Source organism: Acinetobacter sp. YH01011, from assembly GCF_013420785.1.
GTDB classification, from domain to species: Bacteria; Pseudomonadota; Gammaproteobacteria; order Pseudomonadales; family Moraxellaceae; genus Acinetobacter; species Acinetobacter towneri.
Map to the genome: position 1 here is coordinate 15,575 of NZ_VOYG01000005.1, position 22,660 is coordinate 38,234.

Annotated in this window: 21 protein-coding genes and 1 pseudogene; 9 read left to right on the forward strand and 13 right to left on the reverse strand. The window is 43.2% G+C overall.

The features are described from left to right. The first annotated feature begins 126 nt into the window (after window positions 1-126). Window positions 127-537, forward strand: coding sequence for a hypothetical protein (locus FTT78_RS04060; protein ID WP_180044346.1), 411 nt, complete (start codon window positions 127-129; stop codon window positions 535-537). Window positions 538-651: 114 nt separating this feature from the next. Here FTT78_RS04060 and leuB read toward each other — a convergent pair whose 3' ends face one another. The 4 genes from leuB to leuC all read right to left on the reverse strand — a co-directional run bounded on the left by leuB (window position 652) and on the right by leuC (window position 4,633). Next, a complete protein-coding gene (gene leuB / locus FTT78_RS04065; RefSeq protein WP_004976098.1) occupies window positions 652-1,731 on the reverse strand; it encodes a 3-isopropylmalate dehydrogenase in 1,080 nt (359 codons plus the stop codon). Between the two features lie 39 nt (window positions 1,732-1,770). Further along, window positions 1,771-2,334, reverse strand: coding sequence for a hypothetical protein (locus FTT78_RS04070; protein WP_179993537.1), 564 nt, complete (start codon window positions 2,332-2,334; stop codon window positions 1,771-1,773). Window positions 2,335-2,436: 102 nt separating this feature from the next. Next, complete coding sequence (gene leuD, locus FTT78_RS04075; RefSeq protein WP_004976094.1) at window positions 2,437-3,087, reverse strand: 3-isopropylmalate dehydratase small subunit; 651 nt, start codon at window positions 3,085-3,087, stop codon at window positions 2,437-2,439. Between the two features lie 97 nt (window positions 3,088-3,184). After that, on the reverse strand, window positions 3,185-4,633 hold the full coding sequence (gene leuC, locus FTT78_RS04080; RefSeq protein ID WP_004976092.1) for a 3-isopropylmalate dehydratase large subunit: 1,449 nt from the start codon (window positions 4,631-4,633) through the stop codon (window positions 3,185-3,187). Between the two features lie 276 nt (window positions 4,634-4,909). Between leuC and FTT78_RS04085 the strand changes: the two are divergent. From FTT78_RS04085 to FTT78_RS04095, 3 genes and pseudogenes are all read left to right on the forward strand, one after another. Next, window positions 4,910-5,969, forward strand: a pseudogene (locus FTT78_RS04085) (RNA-guided endonuclease InsQ/TnpB family protein). 206 nt (window positions 5,970-6,175) lie between these two features. Continuing rightward, complete coding sequence (locus FTT78_RS04090) at window positions 6,176-6,412, forward strand: DUF2061 domain-containing protein (RefSeq protein ID WP_004976091.1); 237 nt, start codon at window positions 6,176-6,178, stop codon at window positions 6,410-6,412. A 208-nt stretch (window positions 6,413-6,620) separates the two neighbouring features. Continuing rightward, window positions 6,621-7,481 (forward strand): LysR family transcriptional regulator, encoded by an 861-nt coding sequence (locus tag FTT78_RS04095; protein WP_136144730.1) that lies wholly within the window; start codon window positions 6,621-6,623, stop codon window positions 7,479-7,481. A 92-nt stretch (window positions 7,482-7,573) separates the two neighbouring features. On the opposite strand, the gene FTT78_RS04100 is transcribed toward FTT78_RS04095, so the two are convergent. Then, on the reverse strand, window positions 7,574-7,819 hold the full coding sequence (locus FTT78_RS04100) for a DUF2789 family protein (protein ID WP_004976087.1): 246 nt from the start codon (window positions 7,817-7,819) through the stop codon (window positions 7,574-7,576). Window positions 7,820-7,970: 151 nt separating this feature from the next. After that, the gene (locus tag FTT78_RS04105; protein ID WP_180043921.1) at window positions 7,971-8,621 is read right to left on the reverse strand and encodes an HAD family phosphatase; all 651 of its coding nucleotides are present in this window, start codon (window positions 8,619-8,621) and stop codon (window positions 7,971-7,973) included. 183 nt (window positions 8,622-8,804) lie between these two features. On the opposite strand from FTT78_RS04105, the gene FTT78_RS04110 reads away from it, so the two are divergent. After that, window positions 8,805-9,287, forward strand: coding sequence for an RNA pyrophosphohydrolase (locus FTT78_RS04110; RefSeq protein ID WP_004976084.1), 483 nt, complete (start codon window positions 8,805-8,807; stop codon window positions 9,285-9,287). A gap of 99 nt (window positions 9,288-9,386) precedes the next feature. Beyond that, the gene (ptsP, locus tag FTT78_RS04115; protein ID WP_004976082.1) at window positions 9,387-11,684 is read left to right on the forward strand and encodes a phosphoenolpyruvate--protein phosphotransferase; all 2,298 of its coding nucleotides are present in this window, start codon (window positions 9,387-9,389) and stop codon (window positions 11,682-11,684) included. Between the two features lie 15 nt (window positions 11,685-11,699). Here ptsP and FTT78_RS04120 read toward each other — a convergent pair whose 3' ends face one another. Further along, window positions 11,700-11,891, reverse strand: coding sequence for a hypothetical protein (locus FTT78_RS04120; protein ID WP_004976081.1), 192 nt, complete (start codon window positions 11,889-11,891; stop codon window positions 11,700-11,702). Window positions 11,892-12,333: 442 nt separating this feature from the next. Between FTT78_RS04120 and FTT78_RS04125 the strand changes: the two genes are divergently transcribed. Further along, a complete protein-coding gene (locus FTT78_RS04125; protein ID WP_004976080.1) occupies window positions 12,334-12,825 on the forward strand; it encodes a macro domain-containing protein in 492 nt (163 codons plus the stop codon). Between the two features lie 135 nt (window positions 12,826-12,960). Here FTT78_RS04125 and FTT78_RS04130 read toward each other — a convergent pair whose 3' ends face one another. Beyond that, window positions 12,961-14,613 (reverse strand): acyl-CoA dehydrogenase family protein, encoded by a 1,653-nt coding sequence (locus FTT78_RS04130; protein WP_180043920.1) that lies wholly within the window; start codon window positions 14,611-14,613, stop codon window positions 12,961-12,963. An 81-nt stretch (window positions 14,614-14,694) separates the two neighbouring features. Here FTT78_RS04130 and FTT78_RS04135 point away from each other — a divergent pair, with 81 nt between their 5' ends. After that, window positions 14,695-15,327, forward strand: a complete 633-nt coding sequence (locus FTT78_RS04135) for a TetR/AcrR family transcriptional regulator (RefSeq protein ID WP_131261060.1) — start codon at window positions 14,695-14,697, stop codon at window positions 15,325-15,327. Between the two features lie 268 nt (window positions 15,328-15,595). Next, entirely contained in the window at window positions 15,596-17,116 is a 1,521-nt protein-coding gene (locus FTT78_RS04140; protein WP_096902685.1) for a catalase, read from the forward strand. Window positions 17,117-17,279: 163 nt separating this feature from the next. Here the strand turns inward: FTT78_RS04140 and FTT78_RS04145 are convergent, their stop codons facing one another. From FTT78_RS04145 to hcaB, 5 genes are all read right to left on the reverse strand, one after another. After that, window positions 17,280-18,332 (reverse strand): MBL fold metallo-hydrolase, encoded by a 1,053-nt coding sequence (locus FTT78_RS04145; protein ID WP_179988469.1) that lies wholly within the window; start codon window positions 18,330-18,332, stop codon window positions 17,280-17,282. A 247-nt stretch (window positions 18,333-18,579) separates the two neighbouring features. Then, window positions 18,580-19,488 carry a DMT family transporter gene (locus FTT78_RS04150; RefSeq protein WP_096902690.1) on the reverse strand — a complete coding sequence of 303 codons (909 nt, stop codon included), beginning with the start codon at window positions 19,486-19,488 and terminating at the stop codon, window positions 18,580-18,582. A gap of 88 nt (window positions 19,489-19,576) precedes the next feature. Further along, entirely contained in the window at window positions 19,577-20,803 is a 1,227-nt protein-coding gene (hcaD, locus tag FTT78_RS04155; RefSeq protein WP_167845748.1) for a 3-phenylpropionate/cinnamic acid dioxygenase ferredoxin--NAD(+) reductase subunit, read from the reverse strand. A 4-nt stretch (window positions 20,804-20,807) separates the two neighbouring features. Continuing rightward, on the reverse strand, window positions 20,808-21,773 hold the full coding sequence (locus FTT78_RS04160) for a 3-carboxyethylcatechol 2,3-dioxygenase (protein WP_167845747.1): 966 nt from the start codon (window positions 21,771-21,773) through the stop codon (window positions 20,808-20,810). A 71-nt stretch (window positions 21,774-21,844) separates the two neighbouring features. Further along, window positions 21,845-22,660, reverse strand: a complete 816-nt coding sequence (gene hcaB, locus FTT78_RS04165) for a 3-phenylpropionate-dihydrodiol/cinnamic acid-dihydrodiol dehydrogenase (RefSeq protein WP_131261064.1) — start codon at window positions 22,658-22,660, stop codon at window positions 21,845-21,847.

The following is a 22,660-nucleotide window of genomic DNA, read 5'->3' on the forward strand; positions in this document are numbered from 1 at the left end:
GGCTTTTTTACGTTCACTTAAAAAAATTCTGTTTAGCCTTTAATTCGTCCCCGCCGCTTATCGAATCACCACATTCTTTTCTTGCATTGCCTTCTACAATAAAGTTTTGAGCAAGGGAGAAAAAGCATGTTATTTCGATCCTGCGTTGCTTGTATAACAGGTCTTTTTGCGCTCAGTTTAGTGGCGTGTAGTAGTAATCCACCGCATTCCACTTTAAACCGCGATGCGTATTTACAGCAATTTATTGGTCAATCTAGCCAATATATCCTGACCCATTTGCAATTAAGCCGAATTGGCTATCAACAGCTTGGTACAGCTCAAGCTACCCCTCAATTGCTACATTACCGTATCATTATTCGTCCTGTACGTGTTCCGATCCCTATGGCGCAGCATCCCACTACAGGTATTGGTGCTGTTCCGTTAAATATCGGTATCCCGAGTCATGAAAGTTACGATGTTGCACTGACTTGTGATTTGTATTTTCGCCTACAGCAGGGTATTGCTACCGCAGTGTATGTTTCGGGACAACGCTGTTAAGTCTCCTAGCTAAAACACTCTGAAAGTACAAAACCAATAAAAAAACGCAGCCCGAAGACTGCGTTTAATGATTTGATTTTGAGCTGTAAGCGATAGGTTAAATCGCTTAAATTTTTAGTTGAGTGCCGTAACGACTGCTTGACCCATTTCAACAGTACCAACTTTATTCATGCCTTCAGACATAATATCGGCAGTACGTAAACCTTGATCTAATACATTGCCTACTGCATCTTCAATGGCTTTTGCTGCCGCTTCTTCGCGGAAGGTGTAACGTAACATCATTGCCACAGAAAGAATGGTTGCCAATGGGTTTGCCAAGTTTTGACCTGCGATATCTGGCGCTGAACCATGGCAAGGCTCATACATACCTTTGCCATTTTCGTCTAAAGATGCAGATGGCAACATACCAATAGAACCTGTCAACATCGCCGCTTCATCAGACAAGATGTCACCAAACAAGTTACCTGTCACCAATACGTCAAATTGTTTTGGCGCGCGTACCAATTGCATCGCTGCGTTATCGACATACATGTGCGACAAGTTGATTTCTGGGTACTGCTCTGCATGTAACTGAGTCACAGTTTGCTTCCACAATTCAGTCACTTCCAGTACGTTGGCTTTATCTACCGAACATACTTTACCACCACGCAATTTCGCCATTTCAAACGCTACTTTTGCAATGCGTTTGATTTCTGACTCAGCATATACGTCGGTGTTAAAACCTTGTTTTTCACCGTTTTCTAATTCACGAATACCACGTGGCTGACCGAAATAGATACCACCCGTCAATTCACGCACGATTAAGATATCTAAGCCCGATACAATTTCAGGTTTTAAGCTTGAAGCATCTGCCAATTGTGGATACAAAATTGCAGGACGTAAGTTCGCAAATAAATTGAGTTCTGAACGCAATTTTAACAAACCACGCTCTGGACGGATTGAGCGCTCAATGTTGTCCCATTTTGGACCACCAACTGCACCCAATAAAATTGCATCGGCTTTTTTCGCTTGCTCAGATGTTACTGCTGGGTACGGTTCACCATGTGCATCAATTGCAGAACCACCCAATAAACCTTGTTCCCAAGTCAAACCCAAATTGAATTTTTCATTGACACGTGTCAGCACTTGTTCAGCAGCTTTCACAATTTCTGGACCAATGCCGTCACCAGCTAAAATCAAAATATGTTTTGACATGAGAGTTTCCATTGTTCATGACAGTCAAAGACTGTGGGATTAAATTTTTTGTTCTACAAACTCACCCAAGCCATTTAAGACATTGTAGGGTTTGCAAAAACGTCGAATGGTTTTGTTGTTTTGCACCAAATCTACACATAAAGGATCTGGCGCAGACACATTTAATAAGCTGCCTTTAGTACGACTTCGATCACGATACATTCTAAAGGTATATTTTTGCCTGGCATTAAACTTATGAATTACATGCAGTTTTTCTGCACGATCTTTAGAAATGGGATAAAAGCGAATCACCAATTCATGTTGTTTAGGCGGTACAGATAAATACAAGGCATTGGATTTATTTAAGGATGATTCCTGTAAACGCACTAAACCCTCCTGAATGGCAGCACGTGTAACACGATGTTTTTCTGCATCGACAATTGTGACCGTATTTAAACGCTCAAACTCACAATCATCTGTACCCGCACAGTAAATCAGTGCATTGGATTTGCTTTGTTCAGTTTCTTTCACCTGTTTAATGCGTGCTGTATTCCACGTTTGGCATGCGCTTAGCATGGTGATACATAATCCAATGACAGCAAGCCGACCGAAAATTTTAGTCATTGTTCGCGCCCAACCTCACCTGTTAGATACAAAATATAAAAATTATTATGTGCCGATGTTAGCAAGAGTTAGGCAGCGATGCTATGACAAATTTCAGCGAATTTATGCCTGAATTTCGGCAAAAACCCATGGACGCGACTGCTTAGTTTTCTCTTCATAAGCACGAATGTCATCGGCTGCTTGTAATGTTAAGCCAATATCATCCAAACCATTCAATAAACAGTGTTTACGGAATGGATCTACTTCAAATTTAAATGCCGTACCGCTTGGTGTACGTACTTCTTGTGCGTCCAAGTCGATGGTTAATTGATAGCCTTCAGTCGCCGCACACTCTTTAAATAATTGCTCGACCTGCTCTTCAGACAAGATCACAGGCAACATGCCGTTTTTAAAGCAGTTATTGAAGAAAATATCGGCAAAGCTTGGTGCAATAACGGTACGGAAACCATATTCATTCAATGCCCAAGGTGCGTGCTCACGGCTTGAACCACAACCAAAGTTGGCACGTGAAATTAAGATTGAAGCACCCTGATAACGCGGCTGATTCAATACAAACTCAGTATTAATCGGACGTTTTGAGTTGTCCTGACCCGGATAACCTTCATCTAAATAACGCAATTCATCAAATAAGTTATCGCCAAAACCTGTACGTTTGATAGATTTCAAAAACTGTTTTGGAATGATTAAGTCTGTATCGACATTGGCACGGTCTAATGGTGCAACGATACCTTGTTCAACGGTATATTTTTTCATGTTTAATTCTCACTGAATCCGTAACCTCTCCCTTGCCCTCTGCTATAGCGAGAGGGAACGCCATCTCTCTGAGAGAAGGCTGGGATGAAGGCATAACTTAGAATGAACGTACGTCTACAAAATGACCTGCGATTGCTGCCGCAGCTGCCATTGCTGGACTCACCAAATGGGTACGACCACCGTTACCTTGACGACCTTCAAAGTTACGGTTTGAAGTCGATGCACAGTGTTCACCCGGTTGCAATTTGTCTGCGTTCATTGCCAAGCACATTGAACAACCTGGTTCACGCCATTCAAAGCCTGCTTCTACAAACACTTTGTCTAAGCCTTCTTGTTCCGCTTGTTGCTTAACTAAACCAGAACCCGGAACCACCATCGCCTGTTTAATGCTTGCTGCAACTTTACGACCTTTAATCACTTCAGCGGCTGCACGAATATCTTCAATACGCGAGTTGGTGCATGAGCCAATAAATACGCGGTCTAATTGAATATCTGCCAAAGACTGACCTGCAGTTAAGCCCATATATTGATAAGCACGCGTCCAGTCATTGCGCTGTACGTCATCTTTCGCCTGTTCTAAAGTTGGTACGGCTTGTGACACTGGAATCACCATTTCAGGTGAAGTTCCCCAAGACACTTGCGGCTCAATTTCTTCACCTTGTAATACCACTACGGTGTCAAAGTGTGCACCTTCGTCTGAATGTAAAGTATTCCAGTAAGCAACTGCAGCATCCCATTGCTCGCCTTTTGGTGCATAGTTACGACCTTTCACGTATTCAATGGTTTTGTCATCCACAGCAACCATACCCACGCGCGCGCCTGCTTCAATCGCCATGTTACATACTGTCATACGGCCTTCAATCGACATATCGCGGAACACTTGACCACCGAACTCAATCGCGTGACCTGTACCGCCTGCAGTACCAATTTTACCAATGATCGCCAAAACGACATCTTTCGGTGTAACACCCTGACCTAATTTGCCATCTACACGCACTAGCATGTTTTTCATTTTCTTTTGAACTAAGCATTGGGTTGCCAATACGTGTTCAACTTCAGACGTACCAATACCATGTGCCAAACAACCAAATGCACCGTGAGTCGCTGTATGTGAGTCACCACACACTACGGTCATACCTGGCAAAGTTAAGCCCTGCTCAGGCCCAACCACGTGTGCAATCCCCTGACGGATGTCGTTGATGTCAAACTGCACCACATTAAAGGTTTTGCAGTTGTCATCTAAAGTTTGTACCTGAATACGTGAAGTATCATCTTCAATACCTGCAATACCGTCCGCACGTTCTTTTTTAGACGTTGGTACGTTATGGTCAGGCGTTGCCACGTTGGCACTTAAACGCCACGGCTTACGTCCTGCAAGTTGCAAACCTTCAAAGGCTTGTGGAGAAGTCACTTCATGCAATAAATGACGGTCGATATACAATAAAGCCGAGCCATCATCACGTTGAGTGACCAAGTGATCATCCCACAATTTGTCGTACAAAGTTTTTGCAGCTGGATTTTGTGCTTGTTGGTTTTCGCCTGCCATGTCAGATCTACTCCACTGGACTGGGTAATTTTTTCATTAATTTGATTATAACCGCGAATTTGTATAAATCTAATTTATCATTTTTATTAATTTAAAAACTTTTAGGAATTATTTAGTTGTTTCTAGCAAAATAATTTTTATCCACTGGAGCGTAAAACCTCGTGGTTCAGCACGAGAATATAAGCGACTGGAGTAAACCATATGAACGACACGAAATGTCGTTTTAAATACTTGTACTATAGTCACTATTAAGAAAAATACTGTTAAAATAATTGGATGAAGACACTCAAATTACGCATAAAAGACAAACATTGCAAGGTGCTAAATCAGTTAGCATCCGAAGTAAATTTTGTCTGGAATTATGTCAATGATTTGTGTTTTAAGCATCTACAACGTAAACAACAATTCTTTTCAGCATACGACCTTGCAAAATACACGAAAGGCACATCGAAAGAATGCAACTTGCACAGTCAAACTATTCAGGCAGTGACAGAAGAATTGGTCACAAGACGCAAGCAGTTCAAAAAAGCAAAACTAAAATGGCGTGTCAGTAATAAAAAATCAGCTAGACGTTCACTGGGTTGGATACCGTTTAAAAAGGTTGCAATCAAATATGCTGATGGCTATGTTCAATATGGCAAGCATCAATTTAAACTATGGGATAGTTACGAATTAAGTCAATACAATATCAAAACAGGCACATTCGTAGAAGATAGTCGTGGACGTTGGTATGTTTGTCTTGTAGTTGATGCAGTCAAAATAGAAAAAAAACAACGCTAAAACCTCAATTGGCATAGATTTAGGTTTAAAAGATTTAGCGACTTGTTCAGATGGCGTAAAACTTAAAGCACCTCAAATCTATCGGCAATATGAACAAAAACTTGGTATTGCTCAACGTGCAAAAAATAAGAAACGTGTCAAAGCCATTCATGCCAAGATTAAAAATGTAAGACAAAACATGCTGCATCAATTCAGCCGAAAACTGGTGAATGAACATGCAGCCATCTTCGTTGGCAATGTGAATGCCAAAGCATTAGCACAAACCAGATTGGCTAAATCAGTGCTAGATGCCAGTTGGACAACACTAAGAACCATGCTCAAGTATAAATGCGAGAACGCAGGGGTATGTTATGAAGAAGTCAATGAAGCCTATACCACCCAAATTTGTTCGTGCTGTGGCTCACGCTCCAGTAGTCCGGAAGGTAGAGCAGGACTTGGAATAAGAGAATGGCAGTGTGTGGAGTGCGGTACGCTCCATGATCGGGATGTAAATTCCGCACTGAATATTCTTGCGCTCGGGCATGAGCGTCTAGCAGTAGGAATCTCCGTCCTTTAGGTCGGGGAGGATGTCAATGATTCATCACGACCTACCTATAAGCAAAACATGATAGATACTTAAAATTTTTTATCTTTGATATTTTTATTAAAATCTAATTTTCCAATCAAAATTACAAAATTATTCGTTTTTACAAATTAAATAAGAATAATTATCCTTTAGCTATCCACACAGAAAACGGTCAAAGCAGCAGAAGGAGTATTCACATGAGCCATATTCAAAAATTTGTCGCCAACAATCAACGCATGTTCAAAAAAACTTTAAGCTACTACATCATGCACATCACCGTGGCGATGGTGGTCGGTTATATAGTCACAGGCAATATTTGGATGGCCATTACCTTAAGTTTGGTCGAACCGACAGTACAAGCTGTTGCGTATTTCATTCACGAGCGGATTTGGGAAAAGAAAGCACAAACGCAAGATTCTAAAATTATCGCTTAATGGTTTTATAGATTCTGCTTGTGAATATTCCATTTCAGTTTGAGATCATCTTGGTTGCAGCCCACGATGATCTTTTTTTTATCTCTACTGTATCTCCACAAGATCATCCCAAACGCATAGTTTCAAAATAAGTAGAATTTGTTTTGATTAATTCTAATTTTTTCTAAATAATAAGCACAGTAATAAAAAATCTTTATGGATGGTGCAAATGAATCTTGCAGCCTTTGAAGCCTTTGTAAAAGTCATGGAAACAGGTTCTATTTCTTTGGCAGCAGATCAGTTATTTATTACCCAACCTGCGGTGACCAAACGCATTCACAGCCTAGAAGACTATTTTGGCGTGAAACTGTTTGAATCGGCAGGTCGTGGGGTGCAAGCCACGCATGCAGCACACTCACTATTGCCCAAAGTCAAAAACTGGCTGAATGAACTGGGCGATATTCACCACACCCTCAGTCATGAGCAAGGACAGGTTCAAGGCAAACTGAAAATTGGTACCAGTCATCATATTGGTTTACACCATTTACCCAATCATTTGCGTGAATATGTGCAAGAATTTCCCAACGTCACGCTAGATGTGCATTTTGTCGATTCTGAACAGGCACATGAACAAGTTTTGGCGGGCGATTTAGAACTGGCTTTTCTGACCTTACCGCCTAAATTAGATGAACGTCTGTCTTATGTCACCATTTGGAATGATCCATTGGTGTTTGTGGTTGCGCCTTTTCATCCTCTTGCACATCAGAAAAACCTGCAATTGACCGATTTACTCGCCTACCCAAGTTTGTTGCCTGCCGCGCAAACTTATACCAGTCAAATCACTTTGGCAGAATTTGAAAAGCAAGGCGTCAAACCCAAAGTTACCATGAGCAACAATCCGTTAGAATCAATTCGGATGTTAGTGTCAATTGGTTTGGGATGGTCTGTTTTACCTAAAACGTTGGTCAATCAGGACTTACAACAGTTAGATATTGATTTAGAAATGAACCGTCAATTGGGCATGGTATGGCATCCGGGACGGACGCAATCGCGCGCTGTTTTAGAATTGATTGAGATGATGAAACACTAAAAGATTAATGGTTTCTTTTGAATGAAAACACCCTCAAACACGATTGTATTGAGGGTATTTTTTATTGGCTTAATTTAGGCGCAAGTGAAATCTTAACGACTCACCGAATCTTCATGCAAAGATTCATTCAATTGGTCTACCACAATTGCCCATGAACCATCCGATTTCATTTTTTCGACGATAAACTGACGCTGTGCTTCCGTCCAAAATTCTGCCTCGGCAATTGTTGTTTCTGCATTCAATTGATGCGTTTCAATAAATTGCTGAATCGCAGCTTCACTGGCATCCAAACCCAGTTGTTCAAATAAATGTGTCATTCTTGGGCGTACACCACTCATTTTTTCACTCCTGATCATTTTTAATTCTTGTCTTACCTTAGCATGCCTATTCTAAAAATGAATGACATAATCCAACATTGCAATAAATAAAAAAAAATAAATCAATAAGCTAGTAAAAGCCAAAGTAGCAACACCTCAAAAAAATTCAGACTTAAATTGACCAGTCCTGCACATCCCAACCTTGCTCTTCAGCCAAAGCCTGTAAACGTGCATCAGGATTTACAGCAATGGCGTGATCTGCATATTCCAACAAGAAACGGTCATTAATTGAGTCTGAATATGCCCAAGATTCTGTGACTTCGCGCCCTGCAAGCCACTGCTCCAAACGCACCAACTTGCCTTGTTGATAACACGCAGTATTAATGACTTTGCCTGTATATTTACCATCGACCACTTCGGCATTGGTGGCAATAATTTCACTAATACCAAACTCACGGAAAATAGGTGCAGTAATAAAGTCAGATGTTGCTGTAATCCCCACCAATTCATGCCCTAATTCTTGATGACGCTGAATAGCTTTAAAACCTTCAGGGCGCATTTGTGGACGAATCACCTTTTGCATAAATAGTTCATGCAAATCTGTGAGGTACTGATTGTCGTGCTGGGTTAAAAATTCAAATACAAATTCGTTATATGCAATTGGGTCGAGCTGCCCTGCCTTATAGTCTTCATAAAACTTGTCGTTCATGGCGCGATGACGGACTGGATCGACCAAACCTTCATTTACCAAAAACTCACCCCAAGAATGATCTGAATCAGTATTTAACAAGGTGTGATCGAGATCAAATAGCGCCAATTTCATGAAAATACTCGTAAAAACTGAAATTTAAGAAAAAAATTGTAAATCTATCTCCGCTAGTCGATAGAAATTCGTTAAGATCATAGCAATTTTAACATTATTTACACTTTGCGTTTTCGAGTTGGAGAAAAGAAATCATCATCCCCGAGTGCAAAGTCATAAATTAAACAATATTTAGGTAGCCAAATGATCGACTCAGAAGGTTTCCGACCCAATGTCGGGATCATTTTGGCAAACGAGTTTGGACAAGTTTTATGGGCAAAACGCATTGGTCACAATGCATGGCAATTTCCGCAAGGAGGTATCCAATATGGAGAAACCCCTGAACAGGCACTTTATCGTGAGCTGAGAGAAGAAGTTGGCTTACTGCCCGAACACGTCCAAGTTATCGCGCAAACTAAGGGTTGGCTGCGTTATCGTTTGCCACATCGGTATATACGCACGGATTCAGATCCCGTATGTATTGGTCAAAAACAGAAGTGGTTTTTATTGCAACTGACAGCGTCAGCGCATCATATTCGGCTGAATTTGTCAGACCCACCCGAATTTGATCAATGGCAATGGGTCAGTTACTGGTATCCGCTTGGTCAGGTCGTCAATTTTAAACGTGACGTCTACCGTAAAGCGATGGTGGAATTGTGCAATCAATTGCCCCTGAAAAAACCTTAAAATTTGCATGAAGATGTAGATTTTTTAGCTTATTGTTATAGGGTCATCTGTGGTGTAAAACTGACCTCAAATCATTGATTGGAATATGGAGTAGCGCGTATGTCGAACATGCAACTGGATACCCTTAGACGCATTGTACAAGAAATCAATGCGTCCACCAGTTTGCATGAATCACTCGATATTATGGTCAATCAGGTCGCAGAAGCCATGCATGTGGATGTCTGCTCTATTTACCTGCTCGATGAACGCAATCAACGCTACTTGCTCATGGCATCAAAGGGTTTAAATCCTGAGTCCGTGGGGCATGTGTCATTACATACCAGTGAAGGTTTGGTCGGTTTAGTCGGACAACGTGAAGAAATTGTCAACCTAAACGATGCGCCCAAACACGAACGCTTCATGTATTTACCCGAAACAGGCGAAGAAATTTATAATTCCTTCCTTGGCGTGCCTGTCATGTATCGTCGTAAAGTGATGGGCGTTCTTGTGGTGCAAAACAAGGATAAACAAGACTTTTCTGAAGCGGCAGAATCCTTTTTAGTGACGCTCTGCGCCCAGCTTTCTGGTGTCATTGCGCATGCGCATGCCGTGGGCAATATTGATGTATTCCGCAAACCCAACAACCTGCCTGCCTACAAAACCTTTCAGGGCGTATCGGGTTCAGGTGGGATTGCACTGGGTCGTGCGGTAATTCTGTATCCCCCTGCAGATTTGGCGGCTGTGCCTGATCGTGAAGCTGAAGACATTAGTGAAGAGTTAGAATTACTAGACAACGCACTAGATGCAGTGCGTCAAGAAATTCAGGCACTAGATGACAAAATGCAGGATGCCTTAATGGCAGAAGAACGCGCTTTATTCAGTGTGTTCCTACGCATGTTGGATGAAAATGCCCTGCCTGCAGAAATTAAAGAACTGATTCGTGAAGGTAACTGGGCACAAGGTGCAGTGCGTATTGTAATTGACAATCACATTGCCCTATTTTCGCAAATGGAAGATGACTATTTACGCGAACGTGTTTCTGACCTGAAAGATTTAGGGCGTCGTATTCTCGCCTCTTTACAAGAAGCCGATGCCAGTCACCGTGAACTGACCGATGAAAGTATTTTAATTGGCGAAGAAATTTCCACAGCAGCTTTGGTAGAACTACCTGTCGATAAAATTGCAGCGATTGTTACCACCGAAGGCGCAATGAATTCTCACATGGTCATTGTGGCACGTGCTTTGGGTATTCCAACCGTAGTTGGCGTAACTGAATTGCCCATCAACAGCCTAGACGATGTGGAAATGATTGTAGATGCGCACCAAGGTCGGGTGTTTATCAACCCGCCACGTCGCATGCGGACGCGCTATAAAGAAATTCAAAAAGAAGAAGAACAGATTGCCAAAGACCTCAAGCAATATGAAACCAAAGACGCGATTACCCCTGACGGCGTAGCGGTAAAATTGTATGTCAATACAGGCTTGATGATTGACGTAGTGCGTGGCGTACAACGCGGTGCTAAAGGTGTTGGTTTATATCGTTCTGAAATTCCATTTATGCTACGTGACCGTTTCCCGGGCGAAGAAGAACAGCGTGCTATTTACCGCCAACAGCTCAGTCACTTTGCCAACAAACCTGTGGTGATGCGTACGCTAGATATTGGCGCAGACAAGGACTTGCCGTACTTTTCGATTGAAGAAGAAAACTCAGCCTTGGGTTGGCGCGGGATTCGCTTCACGCTAGATCATCCTGAAATTTTTTCTTCGCAAATTCGTGCCATGCTCAAAGCCAGTATTGGTTTGAATAATCTGCATATTTTGCTGCCAATGATCACCAGTGTCAGCGAGGTTGAAGAAGCCTTGTATTTGCTCGATCGTGACTTGCAAGCAGTGCAGGAAGAAGAACAGGTTAAAATCACCAAACCGAAAATTGGCATTATGGTAGAAGTACCGAGTGTGCTGCTGCAAATTGATGAATTTGCCCCGTTGGTGGATTTTTTCTCGGTAGGATCAAACGATTTAACCCAGTATTTATTGGCAGTGGATCGTAACAATCCGCGTGTGGCCAACGTCTATTCACACTTTCATCCTGCAGTACTGCGCGCCTTAACCCGCTTGGTGAAAGAATGTCATAAATATGACAAGCCTGTGAGCGTTTGTGGCGAAATGGCAGGAGATCCGCTGTCTGCGGTAATTCTGATGGCAATGGGCTTTAATACCCTGTCGATGAGTTCAAGTAATATCTTGCGGGTGCGTAAAGCAATTTGTCATGTACCGATGACCGATGCGCAACATTTATTAGATCAGGCGTTAAAAATGAATAATCCGCTGATGGTGAAAAGTCTGATGGAATATTATTTTAAAACCCATGGCTTGGGCGATATGGTGAAACTAGCGACACGTATCGTATCTCCATAAAACTTAGTTTAAGCCTCAGGCAACACACCATTCACTCCAAAAACAACAAGGGCGATAATCATCGGAATATCGCCCTTGTTTGTGTTTGCTATAGCCTCGTTTGGCATTTTTCTTACGGTCTACAAAAACCTGACTTTTGTTGACCTCGTGCATGTGCTTGGCCACAAAGTTATGCTGAATAAGCTCAGGCTGTTTTTTCTTTGCCATTACGCTGTTCCTTTCGGTTGATCATGGAAATGAGCAGTGTCGCTACTCTTTTAGATGGAGATGTTGAGGGAAAATTCAAGCCAATTGCTTCTGCATAACGTGACTATTCTCTCACCAATGTTCCATATTAAATTGGGAAGCCGATCATACGCTTTTTTGTACATTTTACAAGCGATTTTCACTCAATAGTGCTAAGATAAAAAGAAGGGTAAATAAATTATTGCCGCCACTTTATCAGATTTTTCTGACGGTTATTTTTGAAGGCTATTTTAAAGAACACTCAGCGGCTTTACCCATACAATTATAGCATAAAATTCTAAAAAATTTTATTACCTTTCAAAGACTTATTAGTTATAAAACCCACTAGAAAAACTGCAATGATTGGCTAAGATGAATATAGAAGATCAGTTTAACAAGACCATTAAAAACAGGAGTCAAATTCATGATTTATGAAGTTTCTGGAGATATTTTACTGAGCGAAGCACGTGCGATTGCTCACGGTGTTGCCCCTAACGATAACTTTGCAACAGGTTTGGCTTTAAGTCTGCGTGAGCACTGGCCTGCGCTATATAAAGACTTCCGCAACTATTGTCATATTTACCATCCTAAAGCGGGTGAGCAATGGACTTGGGTCAATGCCGAAGGTCAACGCATCGTCAACCTGATGACTCAGGAAGCGGCTTATGACAACGGTTCAAAACCAGGTAAAGCATCGACAGAATACGTCAACCGCACTTTGAAAAACTTAAAACAGTTGATTGAAGAAGAGAAAATTGAAAGCTTGGCGTTACCGCGTCTTGCAACAGGTGTAGGCGGTTTAGATTGGGAAGATGTACGTCCACTCATCTACAAACACTTAGAAGATTTGGATATTCCAATTTACATCTACACTCTATATCAAAAAGGTGTAAAAGCTGAAGAGCCTGCGAAATAAGTTTCGCTGAAGCAATCAGCTTTGCTACAAGCGAGCGTGATTGATCACGACTCGACTGCAATATACGGTTCAATTCACCCGTTTGGTTTTACCAAGCGGGTGAATTTTTTGTGCAGAATCAAGTAGCAAGGGATGCTATGCTGAAAATGCACGCTGCAAGATGGATGCAACATCGACCTGTTTAGGTTTAAGCATACCCACCACTTGCCCATGCAATGCACTATAACGCGACTGAATAAAACCTTCTGCCACAAAACTTGGCGCATAACGCAACAACAAAACCGCTTGTGCCAAAATCACCAAACGGCTCACCAAAGCACGTGCCATAAATTGTAAATCGTTGCTGTTCGTGGTCTGCAATAACTGCTGCAAACCATCGAATTCACTGCTCAAAATAGGATGAGTAACGGCGGTGCGAGCAAAATCCTGCAATAACACCTGAATCAGCTCAGGTTCTCGCTGCATAGCGCGTAGTACATCCAGACACATGACATTGCCTGAACCTTCCCAAATGGTATTTACAGGTGCTTCTTTGAAAATACGTGCCATGATGCTGTTATCGACATAACCATTGCCACCAAAAACTTCCATCATCTCACCTGTAAGTTCCACCGCGCGTTTGCAAATCCAGAACTTTGCAGCAGGGGTCATTAAACGCTTCCATGCCAAAGACACAGCATCATCGCTTTCATAACAATGTGCCAAATGAAAACTGAGCTGTACCGCAGCTTCAGTTTCCAAAGCCAAATCTGCCAAGACTGCCTGCATTAATGGCTGATTCGCCAAAGTCTGTCCAAATGCTTGACGTTGTCGAGTATAGGCAAGGCATTGCACCAAGGCTTGACGCAGCATGGCACTACTGCCCACAGCACAGGTTAAACGAGTGTAGTTCGCCATTTCAATAATGGTGGGAATACCGCGCCCTGCTTCGCCAATCATGATGCCCCACGCCTGCTGAAATTCGACTTCAGAACTGGAGTTACTCCGATTTCCCACTTTGTCTTTTAAACGCTGTACCTGAATATTATTTTTTCTGCCATCTTCTAACCAACGCGGTACAAAGAAACAAGCCAAACCATCTTGTTCGGTATTGGCGACCACCAAATGTGCATCACACATTGGTGCAGAGAAAAACCATTTATGACCTGTGAGCAAATAGGCTTGCCCACGCCCTGTTGCTGCGACTGGAACGGCGAGCGTTTGGTTGGCCCGCACATCTGAACCACCCTGCTTTTCGGTCATACCCATGCCCAGCCAAATAGATTTCTTTTGTGAAATCGGCACATCACGCGGGTCATATTCATGCGATAACAGTTTCTCACCCATGCTTGCCCACAACTCAGGTTCACGCTGAATGAGCGGAATGCTGCCTAAAGTCATAGAATTTGGGCATAAATTACCGCACTCAACCTGTCCTGCCAAATAAAAACGACTGGCCCAATCGACCCATTTTGCCGTAGATTGCGGTTGCTTAAATGGATGTGCATGCGTGTCAAACTTACGATTCAGCGCCATCCAGTGATGCCACGCAGGATGAAACTCCACTACATCTTTACGACGTCCACGTGCATCGAAGGCATGTAAAATAGGCGTATGCCGATTGGCTAAATCGGCATAATGATAATATTCTGCCGATGCTGCAATGTGCCCCAATTCACTCAGTCGGGTCTGATCTTGACTGCCATAACGGGTTAAAATTTCTTGTAAAACCGTATCGGTTTCAAATAAGTTATAGTCTTGTAATTCATCAAACTGATTTTGAATTTGATGGGTCATCCATGTCTGCATTGTGTCACTCCTAGATAAACGCGGTGCTATCATTGCATTCAGTATAGAGAAAAATATGCGCTCAGGTGTTCGGCTTTATTTATGAAAAATTCTGAGGTTCAAGTGCGCCGTAAGCCGCGCCAATCGCGGGCTAAACTGACTCAAGAGGCTTTACAGGAAAGTTTTGTTCGGCTTTTGCATGAACGCTCGGCAGCTGAAATTACCATTCGTGAAATTACTAATTTGGCAGGTGTCGGTTTAGGCACTTTTTATGAATACTTTGCCAAGAAAGAAGATTTACTGGCATTGACGATTCACCTGCAAGTCAAACAGCATGCAGAACACTTAAAAAGTTATGCCCAACAGCAACTTGAGTTATCCACAGTTGTTGAAATAAACCGCTATATTGCAACCATCATTCAGTTTCAGCTTCAGCAAATTCAGGCACAACAATGGCTTTGGGCGCAGACTTTTTTACTGGAACGGCAGGTATCACACATTGAAACTTACCAAAAAAGTTACAGCATGATGCTACAGATGTGGCAACAGATTTTCGCACCTGTCATACACAATGCCGAACAACAACTGCGCCTTGCTTTGAATCTGCATCGCATCAGTTATGGTTTTATTTCGCAAAGTTTATTAATCAATCCACATTATCAAGATTGGGATGCCTTGCACACCGATATTTCATTGGCGATTCAACCGTTTTTAGCAGCAGTTTCAGACATTTAGTGCAGCAAAACTGATTATTTAGTTTACAAAGATTTATCGAATACACCAATCATAAACAATAAATTTATCTATTTGTAAAATTATAAAAATCGTTTTACATTAAAATGGTGAGATTTGAAAAGCTTTCATCTACAAAGCCCGATCTGCATGGTATTGTGGTGTTGTAGTTGATTTTTTAAACAAACAAAACGGTTCATGGCCGCTTGTTTTAGAAGCTAAATTTCTAATACAGCCCACCACATGATGATCACAATAATGGAGAACAACGATGAGCCAAGAGATAAAAAAATGCCCTGTAACGCATTTAACCACCGATGCAGGCGCACCTGTTGTAGATAACCAAAATAGTATGACTGCGGGCGCACGTGGCCCACTCCTTACTCAAGATTTATGGCTCAATGAAAAGTTGGCAAACTTTGTACGTGAAGTAATTCCTGAGCGTCGTATGCATGCCAAAGGTTCAGGTGCGTTTGGTACGTTTACGGTCACGCACGACATCAGCCAATATACCCGTGCCAAAATTTTCTCTGAAGTTGGCAAAAAAACTGAAATGTTTGCTCGTTTCTCTACCGTTGCAGGTGAGCGTGGCGCTGCCGATGCAGAACGTGACATTCGTGGTTTTGCTTTAAAATTCTATACTGAAGAAGGCAACTGGGATTTAGTCGGTAACAACACACCAGTGTTCTTTTTCCGCGACCCACGTCAATTCCCTGACCTGAATAAAGCGGTAAAGCGTGACCCACGCACCAACCTGCGTAATGCGACCAATAACTGGGATTTCTGGACTTTGCTGCCAGAAGCACTGCACCAAGTCACCATTGTGATGTCGGATCGTGGTATTCCTGTGGGTTATCGTCACATGCATGGTTTTGGTAGCCACACCTATAGTTTTATTAATGCCAATAATGAGCGTTTCTGGGTGAAATTCCACTTCCGCACTCAACAAGGCATTCAAAACCTGACCGATGCAGAAGCAGCAGAATTGATTGGTCGTGACCGTGAAAGCAGCCAGACTGACCTTTACAATGCCATTGAACGCGGTGATTTCCCGAAATGGACGCTGTTCGTGCAAATCATGCCTGAACTGGATGCAGAAAAAGTCCCTTATCACCCATTTGACCTCACCAAAGTTTGGCCGAAAGGTGATTATCCACTGATTGAAGTGGGTGAATTTGAACTGAACCGTAACCCTGAAAACTACTTCCAAGATGTTGAACAGGCTGCCTTTGCACCAAGCAACCTTGTACCAGGAATTAGCTACTCGCCAGATCGCATGTTACAAGCGCGTTTGGTCAACTATGCCGATGCTGCACGTTACCGTGTTGGTGTGAACCATTCACAAATTCCAGTGAATGCTGCACGCTGCCCTGTGCACTCAAACCGTCGTGATGGTCAGGGTCGTATGGATGGCAACTATGGCAGCTTGCCACACTATGAGCCAAACAGCTTCCATCAATGGCAAGAGCAACCACAATACCGCGAACCACCGCTAAAAATTCGTGGCGATGCAGATTTCTGGGATTATCGTGAAGATGATAGCAACTATTTTAGCCAGCCGCGTGCCTTGTTCAATTTAATGAACCCTGAGCAAAAACAAGCACTGTTTGATAACACGGCACGTGCAATGGGTGATGCTTTAGACTTTATTAAGTATCGTCATATTCGTAACTGTTATGCATGTGACCCTGCTTATGGCGAAGGCGTTGCAGCGGCTTTAGGCATGACCGTTGCCGATGCGCAAGCAGCACGTGCCAGTGACCCTGCACTTGGTCAGCCTGGCGTACTGTAATCTTTGTAGTTAAAGATCAAGTCAGTCTGAACAGCAAGACTTTAAACACCAAAACAAAGCCCCTATTTCGATAGGGGCTTTGTGTTCTATATCTATCATTGCCACTTTTCAGTAGCGTGAAAAGTAGCGTGTCACTTTTATTTAAGGTCAAGTTTTTAAAAGATTAAACAATTAATTTCTTACCTTCACGAATACAATAAAACGGATTCATTAATTTAGATGAACGCTTCATGGCATGATGCAAGTCTGCCTCTGGTTGCTCACGCCCTTCATCGGTCAGCTCAAAAGTGCGGTAATGAATGGCCAAAGAACATTTGGAATGTAAATCTTTATGGGCCTGAAAGGCATCTTCAGGGTTCATATGCATATAACGCATCAGATTCCGTGGCTCGTAAGAACCTATAGGTAAAAGTGCCACACGTGGTGCGCCCATACGGGTTTGAATTTCTTTAAAGTGTGGCGAATAACCCGTATCACCCGCAAAGAAGCAATGATCTTGCCCATGTAAAATAGAAAAACCACCCCATAACGCCATGTTCTGATCGCGTGCGCCACGTCCAGAACCATGTTGTGCAGGAGTGTACACAATTTTCAACTCTTTAAACAAAGCCGATTGCCACCAGTCCATTTCAATCACATGCAAATCAGGCGGCAAATACCAAGCATTGCCCAAACCTGTATAAATAGGCATGGCAAATTGATGATTCAGCCATTTTAAGGTGGCTAAATCCATGTGGTCATAATGGTTATGGCTCAAGAAGACGGCATGAATGGTCGGTAAATCTTCCAGTGCAATCCCTGCAGGACAGGCACGTTTAGGCCCTCGCCCCTGTTTCGGACTGGCATGCTCTGCCCAGACTGGATCGGTTAAAAAGTTATACGGTCCAATTTGAATCAGCACCGTTGCATGCCCCACAAACCAAACTTGCCAATCATCCAAACTGGCGTGTGGACGTAATTGTGGCAAAGCACTTGGCGCTGTAAAAAATTGCTGTGCTTCTTGTTGCGGATTGACATTCCAACTGTTCGATTTGCGTTTTAGCAACCATTTCAATAAATCAGTTTGGCTGCGCCCCTCAGGACACGCAATCGGATTAAAAAACTGCGCTCCATCATAATGATTTGAAGGCAAAAACTGCAGCTTGGGTTTACGCCAAGTATGCGACCAACAGGCTTCCGTTGGCAGTTGAAAATGCTTTTGTTCCACGTTGTTCATGTAAGCCCAATAATATATAGCGCATCTGCCATGATGCTTTTTATCCTGATCTGTTCAGAAAAAAACACAGCTTTGGTTCATGTGTTGACTCTATCACGCATAGTAGCGAAATCAAGCAGGCAATTTCCTTTATGTTTTTGTTGTTTTGAGAAAAAAGTCGTATCGACAGCGGGTTAATGATCGGAAATTTACACCTCAGATAAACGAGGCTTTAGAAAAACCTAAACACGGGTATAGCAATGCGGGCTTAGCGTTTAGCAAAATATTGTTCGCGCCATTCTTTCCAGAAATACATCACAATCCCGAACATCACCACGGCAATGCCAATAAACGCATTCATGCTGATGTGTTCATTATTTAAGGTCGCACCTAAAATTAACGCGATGATGGGAGTCATCACATTACTTAAAGATACGGTTGAGGCATTTAAACGACGAATCAGCCAGAAATAACACAGCATGGCGACAATAGACGACATGATCATGGTAAATACAAAACCAATCATGGCTTGGCTGCTTGGCATTTGAGTCGGGAAATGCGACCAAATAAAGGGAATTAATAACAATGACCCTGCCGATGATACCAATAAAGAACCTGTGGCTTGTGACATCGGCTTTAAAGGAGCATTGATTTGTTTGACCCAAAAAATTGAGCTGATATAGGACAGCATGCTAATAAACATCAGCACCACGCCCCATGGATTCACTTTGCTGTCAGCAGAGTCTGCAAAGACAAAGCTGAGCCCTGCAATCGCAATTGCCATCCCTGTCCACTGTAAGGCAATCAATTTTTGCGTGCGTAAAATCACATGACCAATCAAGCCTGCGATTAAAGGAGAAAAACCAAAAATCAGTGCCATTAAGCCTGAAGTTAAATAATTGGCGGCCAAGTAAATAAATAGCTGTGCACCAATTAAATTCAGACTACCCGCCAAATAGCTTTTCATTGAGGTGTGATCAAAAGGCAGTGGATCGCGCATGAGTTTAAGCACGCACAGCGCAATCACGGAAGCCCCAAAGTAGCGGATAATCAAAACCCACATTGGATGAATTTCCTGCACACTCCAGACAATCGCCAATGGCGTGGTCGCCCAGATTAATACCAATAAGGCATAAATACTGGCGGTTACCACAACAGGAGATGTATTCGTATTCATCGCTTGCTCAACATAAAATGGACACTTTTCTTCGGCAGATAAAAAACAGACCTAAGTTGCCTCAGGTCTGTTTTTCATCAGTTCAAGCTTACTTCACCAATTTGCGAAGGTCTTGGCTCACATCTAAATATTTGTCTGCTTCAAAAGCAGCTTGTTTAGCAATCAGCTTTTTCAAGTGACGCATATCTTTGGCTGAGTTGACGGTAATTCCGCCGACAATCACGCCATCGGTCACACCAAACAATACGAATGAAGACTCACTGCGTTTGGAAGCATCCATCTCACCACGCACATGCCATTCTGCTGCTGACATATCTCCTACAAATTGGTAGTTAATGTCGAGTTGATCAGTCCAGAACCAAGCGGGATTGGCTACAGGATGTTCCACGCCCATCACATGACGCGCGAATATGCCTGCTTGCAGGTTGGCATTTTCCCAAGTTTCTACACGACGATGATTGCCACATTCACGCAGTTGTGATGCGACATCGCCCGCAGCATAAATGTCTGGGTTTGAGGTTTGACAGTTTTCATTCACATGCACAGCAAAGTCTGCATCTAAGCCTGCTTCAACTGCCAGTTGTGCGTTTGGAATAATCCCAATACCGTAAATCACCGCATCGGCACGTAGTTCTTCGCCACCTTCTAGGGTCACGACAATTTCTTCACCATCTAGCTTGCAATCTGCAATTTGCGTAGACAGACGTACATCAACTCCTGCCAATAACTGCTGTTGCAGTAAAAACTCACTCAAGATGAGTGGTGATGAACGTCCCATCACCATTGGTCCCATTTCAATGACAGTTACCTGACAGTCTTTAAAGCGTGCTGAAGATGCCAACTCTAAACCAATCACACCACCACCAATTAAGATGATGCGACGACCCGCTTGTAATACAGGGACTAAGGCTTGCGAGTCTTCAAGATTACGCAACGTGTAAACGTGTTTACCTAAGGCATCAAAATTTGGCAAGCGACGTGCAGCACCGCCTGTGGCAAGTAACAACTTGTCGTAGGCAATAACCTCACCATTTTGCAATTCAACCGTATGTGCTTCGGCATTGATTTTGCTCACGCCATTGCCACGAATAGTGGTCACACCTAGTTCTGCCAATTTTTCTTCCGACAGAATCTCGATTTTGGTTTCTTCAGGACGCAAAATCACATCTTTAGACAGCGGTGGACGCTCATAAGGCAAATGTATTTCATCGCCAATTAAGATGATGTTGCCTGCATATTGATTGCCGCGCAGCTCAAGAATGGCACTTGCCCCTGCCTGACCTGCCCCCACAATCACAATTGTTTCTACACTCATGGGCTTAACCTTTTAACTCGGCAGATACGATGCCAAAGCCCGCAATCCACTCACTAATATCTTCATAGCAATGCGTGGTCATTTCATACGCACCCAGTTCATCTAACGCAGCAAAAGCAGCCATCCACGAACGGACTTCCTGACCACCACGACCACCATCACGACGAATTTCAGCTTCGGTCATGGCTTCCATAGCCACAAAGTCTGCCTGTTTGAATTTTTCAAGCAAGGCAATATCCCACTCAGGGCTGAGCGGCACAGCCACAGAGGTATCACCTGCTGCAAGTTTTTGACCGACTGCAATCACTTTAGCCTGACGTGCATGACGTGCTTCAGGGCTCGGATTACGACCTGCAATTAAAAACTCTTCAACTTCAGGCGGTACTGAACCCATTTGCGGTGTTGGTGGATCGTGCGACAAACCACCTGTACCTAAAACAAGAACACGTTCATTTTCAAGATTCAACGACTTGATAAATTGACCCACAGCACGCCCCAAAGCAATGGTACGCTTGGTGGTTGGCATCGGCGCTGCAGCGCCATTAATAAACACGGGAATGGTTGGATAACGATCTAGCTGCCCTTCACACAAAAAGTGTAATGGCTGAGTCACCCCATGGTCGGCCTGCATGCGATACGAGTATGCAACATCTACACCTTCATCCAACACACGGCGCACCATTGCCAAGGCTTTGTCTTCAGGCACATCAATACGGTTGTTGTCTTTGCCGTAGTCCCAGTCACCCGCAGCCGTAGCACGAATACCGACACAGAAACTTGGCATCAAATCATAAAAGAAACCGTTGAAATGGTCTGGCCCAAAGGTAATGATCAGGGTTGGATCGTATGCTTTGACTTCGGCAGAAAGTTGCTCAAAGGCAGCACGAACTTTTTGTTCTTTAGATTGATCTTGCGGTGTTGCAAATTCCATTAAAGGACTGTGCGATGCACAAATGAGTTTAACGGCCATGAAAGACTCCTAAATAAGGAAGGCAGCCCAGAGAAAGGCTGCCGATTCGTCTATTGAATTTAGACTCAATTTTATTCGTCAAAAAAACCTGCACGTGGTTGACGCAAACCACGAATACCCAAACCACATTCTGCATTGATCAGAACGCCAGTCAGCGCACGGTTATTTTGACGCGATGCCAAGAGCACATAAGAACCGGTCATGTCTTCTGGCTCAGGCAAGAAATTCAGCGGCATACCGCGTGCAATTTTTTCAGGGTCACGTGCATCGAGTAAGCCTAGGTTTTCCTGACCTAAAGATGCTGCACCCTTAATATTGACATTCATCGCTGAAGGCGCAACGGCATTGACACGTACTTTGGGTGCCAACTCATAAGCCAACTCTTTCATGATGCCAACACCTGCATGTTTCGATGCAGTGTAAACAGGGCCACCGCCTGAAGAATACAGCGCAGAATTGGATAAGGTTAAGATGATGGAACCTTCAGATTTCACCAATTCATCCAGTGCTGCTTTTGCTCCCAAGATTAACGCCTTGGAATTAATGCCCATGATTTCATCAAAGGCTTTTTCAAGCTGCTCACCAGACGTATTGACGATATCTGCGTAGTGATCCCAAATCCCTGCATTGCCAATAAAGCAATCTAGCTTTCCAAAACGCTCCACAGTGGCCTGCACAGCACGGACATTGTCTGCATAGTTGGCAACATCACCAGCGACTGCCACAATTTGATCACCAAAACGCTCTTTTAAGGCATCGACTTTAGATTGTGAACGCTGTAACACGCCCACATGCGCACCTTCTTCAAGAAAGCGCTCTACCAAAGCCCAACCTAAACCAGAACCGCCACCTGTAATCAGTGCCACTTCGCCTTTTAGCCAACCCAT

Coding starts and splice junctions, on each gene's coding strand:
- FTT78_RS04060 (WP_180044346.1), top strand. CDS start 127: ATGTTATTTCGATCCTGCGTTGCTTGTATAACAGGTCTTTTTGCGCTC.
- leuB (WP_004976098.1), bottom strand. CDS start 1,731: ATGTCAAAACATATTTTGATTTTAGCTGGTGACGGCATTGGTCCAGAA.
- FTT78_RS04070 (WP_179993537.1), bottom strand. CDS start 2,334: ATGACTAAAATTTTCGGTCGGCTTGCTGTCATTGGATTATGTATCACC.
- leuD (WP_004976094.1), bottom strand. CDS start 3,087: ATGAAAAAATATACCGTTGAACAAGGTATCGTTGCACCATTAGACCGT.
- leuC (WP_004976092.1), bottom strand. CDS start 4,633: ATGGCAGGCGAAAACCAACAAGCACAAAATCCAGCTGCAAAAACTTTG.
- FTT78_RS04090 (WP_004976091.1), top strand. CDS start 6,176: ATGAGCCATATTCAAAAATTTGTCGCCAACAATCAACGCATGTTCAAA.
- FTT78_RS04095 (WP_136144730.1), top strand. CDS start 6,621: ATGAATCTTGCAGCCTTTGAAGCCTTTGTAAAAGTCATGGAAACAGGT.
- FTT78_RS04100 (WP_004976087.1), bottom strand. CDS start 7,819: ATGAGTGGTGTACGCCCAAGAATGACACATTTATTTGAACAACTGGGT.
- FTT78_RS04105 (WP_180043921.1), bottom strand. CDS start 8,621: ATGAAATTGGCGCTATTTGATCTCGATCACACCTTGTTAAATACTGAT.
- FTT78_RS04110 (WP_004976084.1), top strand. CDS start 8,805: ATGATCGACTCAGAAGGTTTCCGACCCAATGTCGGGATCATTTTGGCA.
- ptsP (WP_004976082.1), top strand. CDS start 9,387: ATGTCGAACATGCAACTGGATACCCTTAGACGCATTGTACAAGAAATC.
- FTT78_RS04120 (WP_004976081.1), bottom strand. CDS start 11,891: ATGGCAAAGAAAAAACAGCCTGAGCTTATTCAGCATAACTTTGTGGCC.
- FTT78_RS04125 (WP_004976080.1), top strand. CDS start 12,334: ATGATTTATGAAGTTTCTGGAGATATTTTACTGAGCGAAGCACGTGCG.
- FTT78_RS04130 (WP_180043920.1), bottom strand. CDS start 14,613: ATGCAGACATGGATGACCCATCAAATTCAAAATCAGTTTGATGAATTA.
- FTT78_RS04135 (WP_131261060.1), top strand. CDS start 14,695: ATGAAAAATTCTGAGGTTCAAGTGCGCCGTAAGCCGCGCCAATCGCGG.
- FTT78_RS04140 (WP_096902685.1), top strand. CDS start 15,596: ATGAGCCAAGAGATAAAAAAATGCCCTGTAACGCATTTAACCACCGAT.
- FTT78_RS04145 (WP_179988469.1), bottom strand. CDS start 18,332: ATGAACAACGTGGAACAAAAGCATTTTCAACTGCCAACGGAAGCCTGT.
- FTT78_RS04150 (WP_096902690.1), bottom strand. CDS start 19,488: ATGAATACGAATACATCTCCTGTTGTGGTAACCGCCAGTATTTATGCC.
- hcaD (WP_167845748.1), bottom strand. CDS start 20,803: ATGAGTGTAGAAACAATTGTGATTGTGGGGGCAGGTCAGGCAGGGGCA.
- FTT78_RS04160 (WP_167845747.1), bottom strand. CDS start 21,773: ATGGCCGTTAAACTCATTTGTGCATCGCACAGTCCTTTAATGGAATTT.
- hcaB (WP_131261064.1), bottom strand. CDS start 22,660: ATGGGTTGGCTAAAAGGCGAAGTGGCACTGATTACAGGTGGCGGTTCT.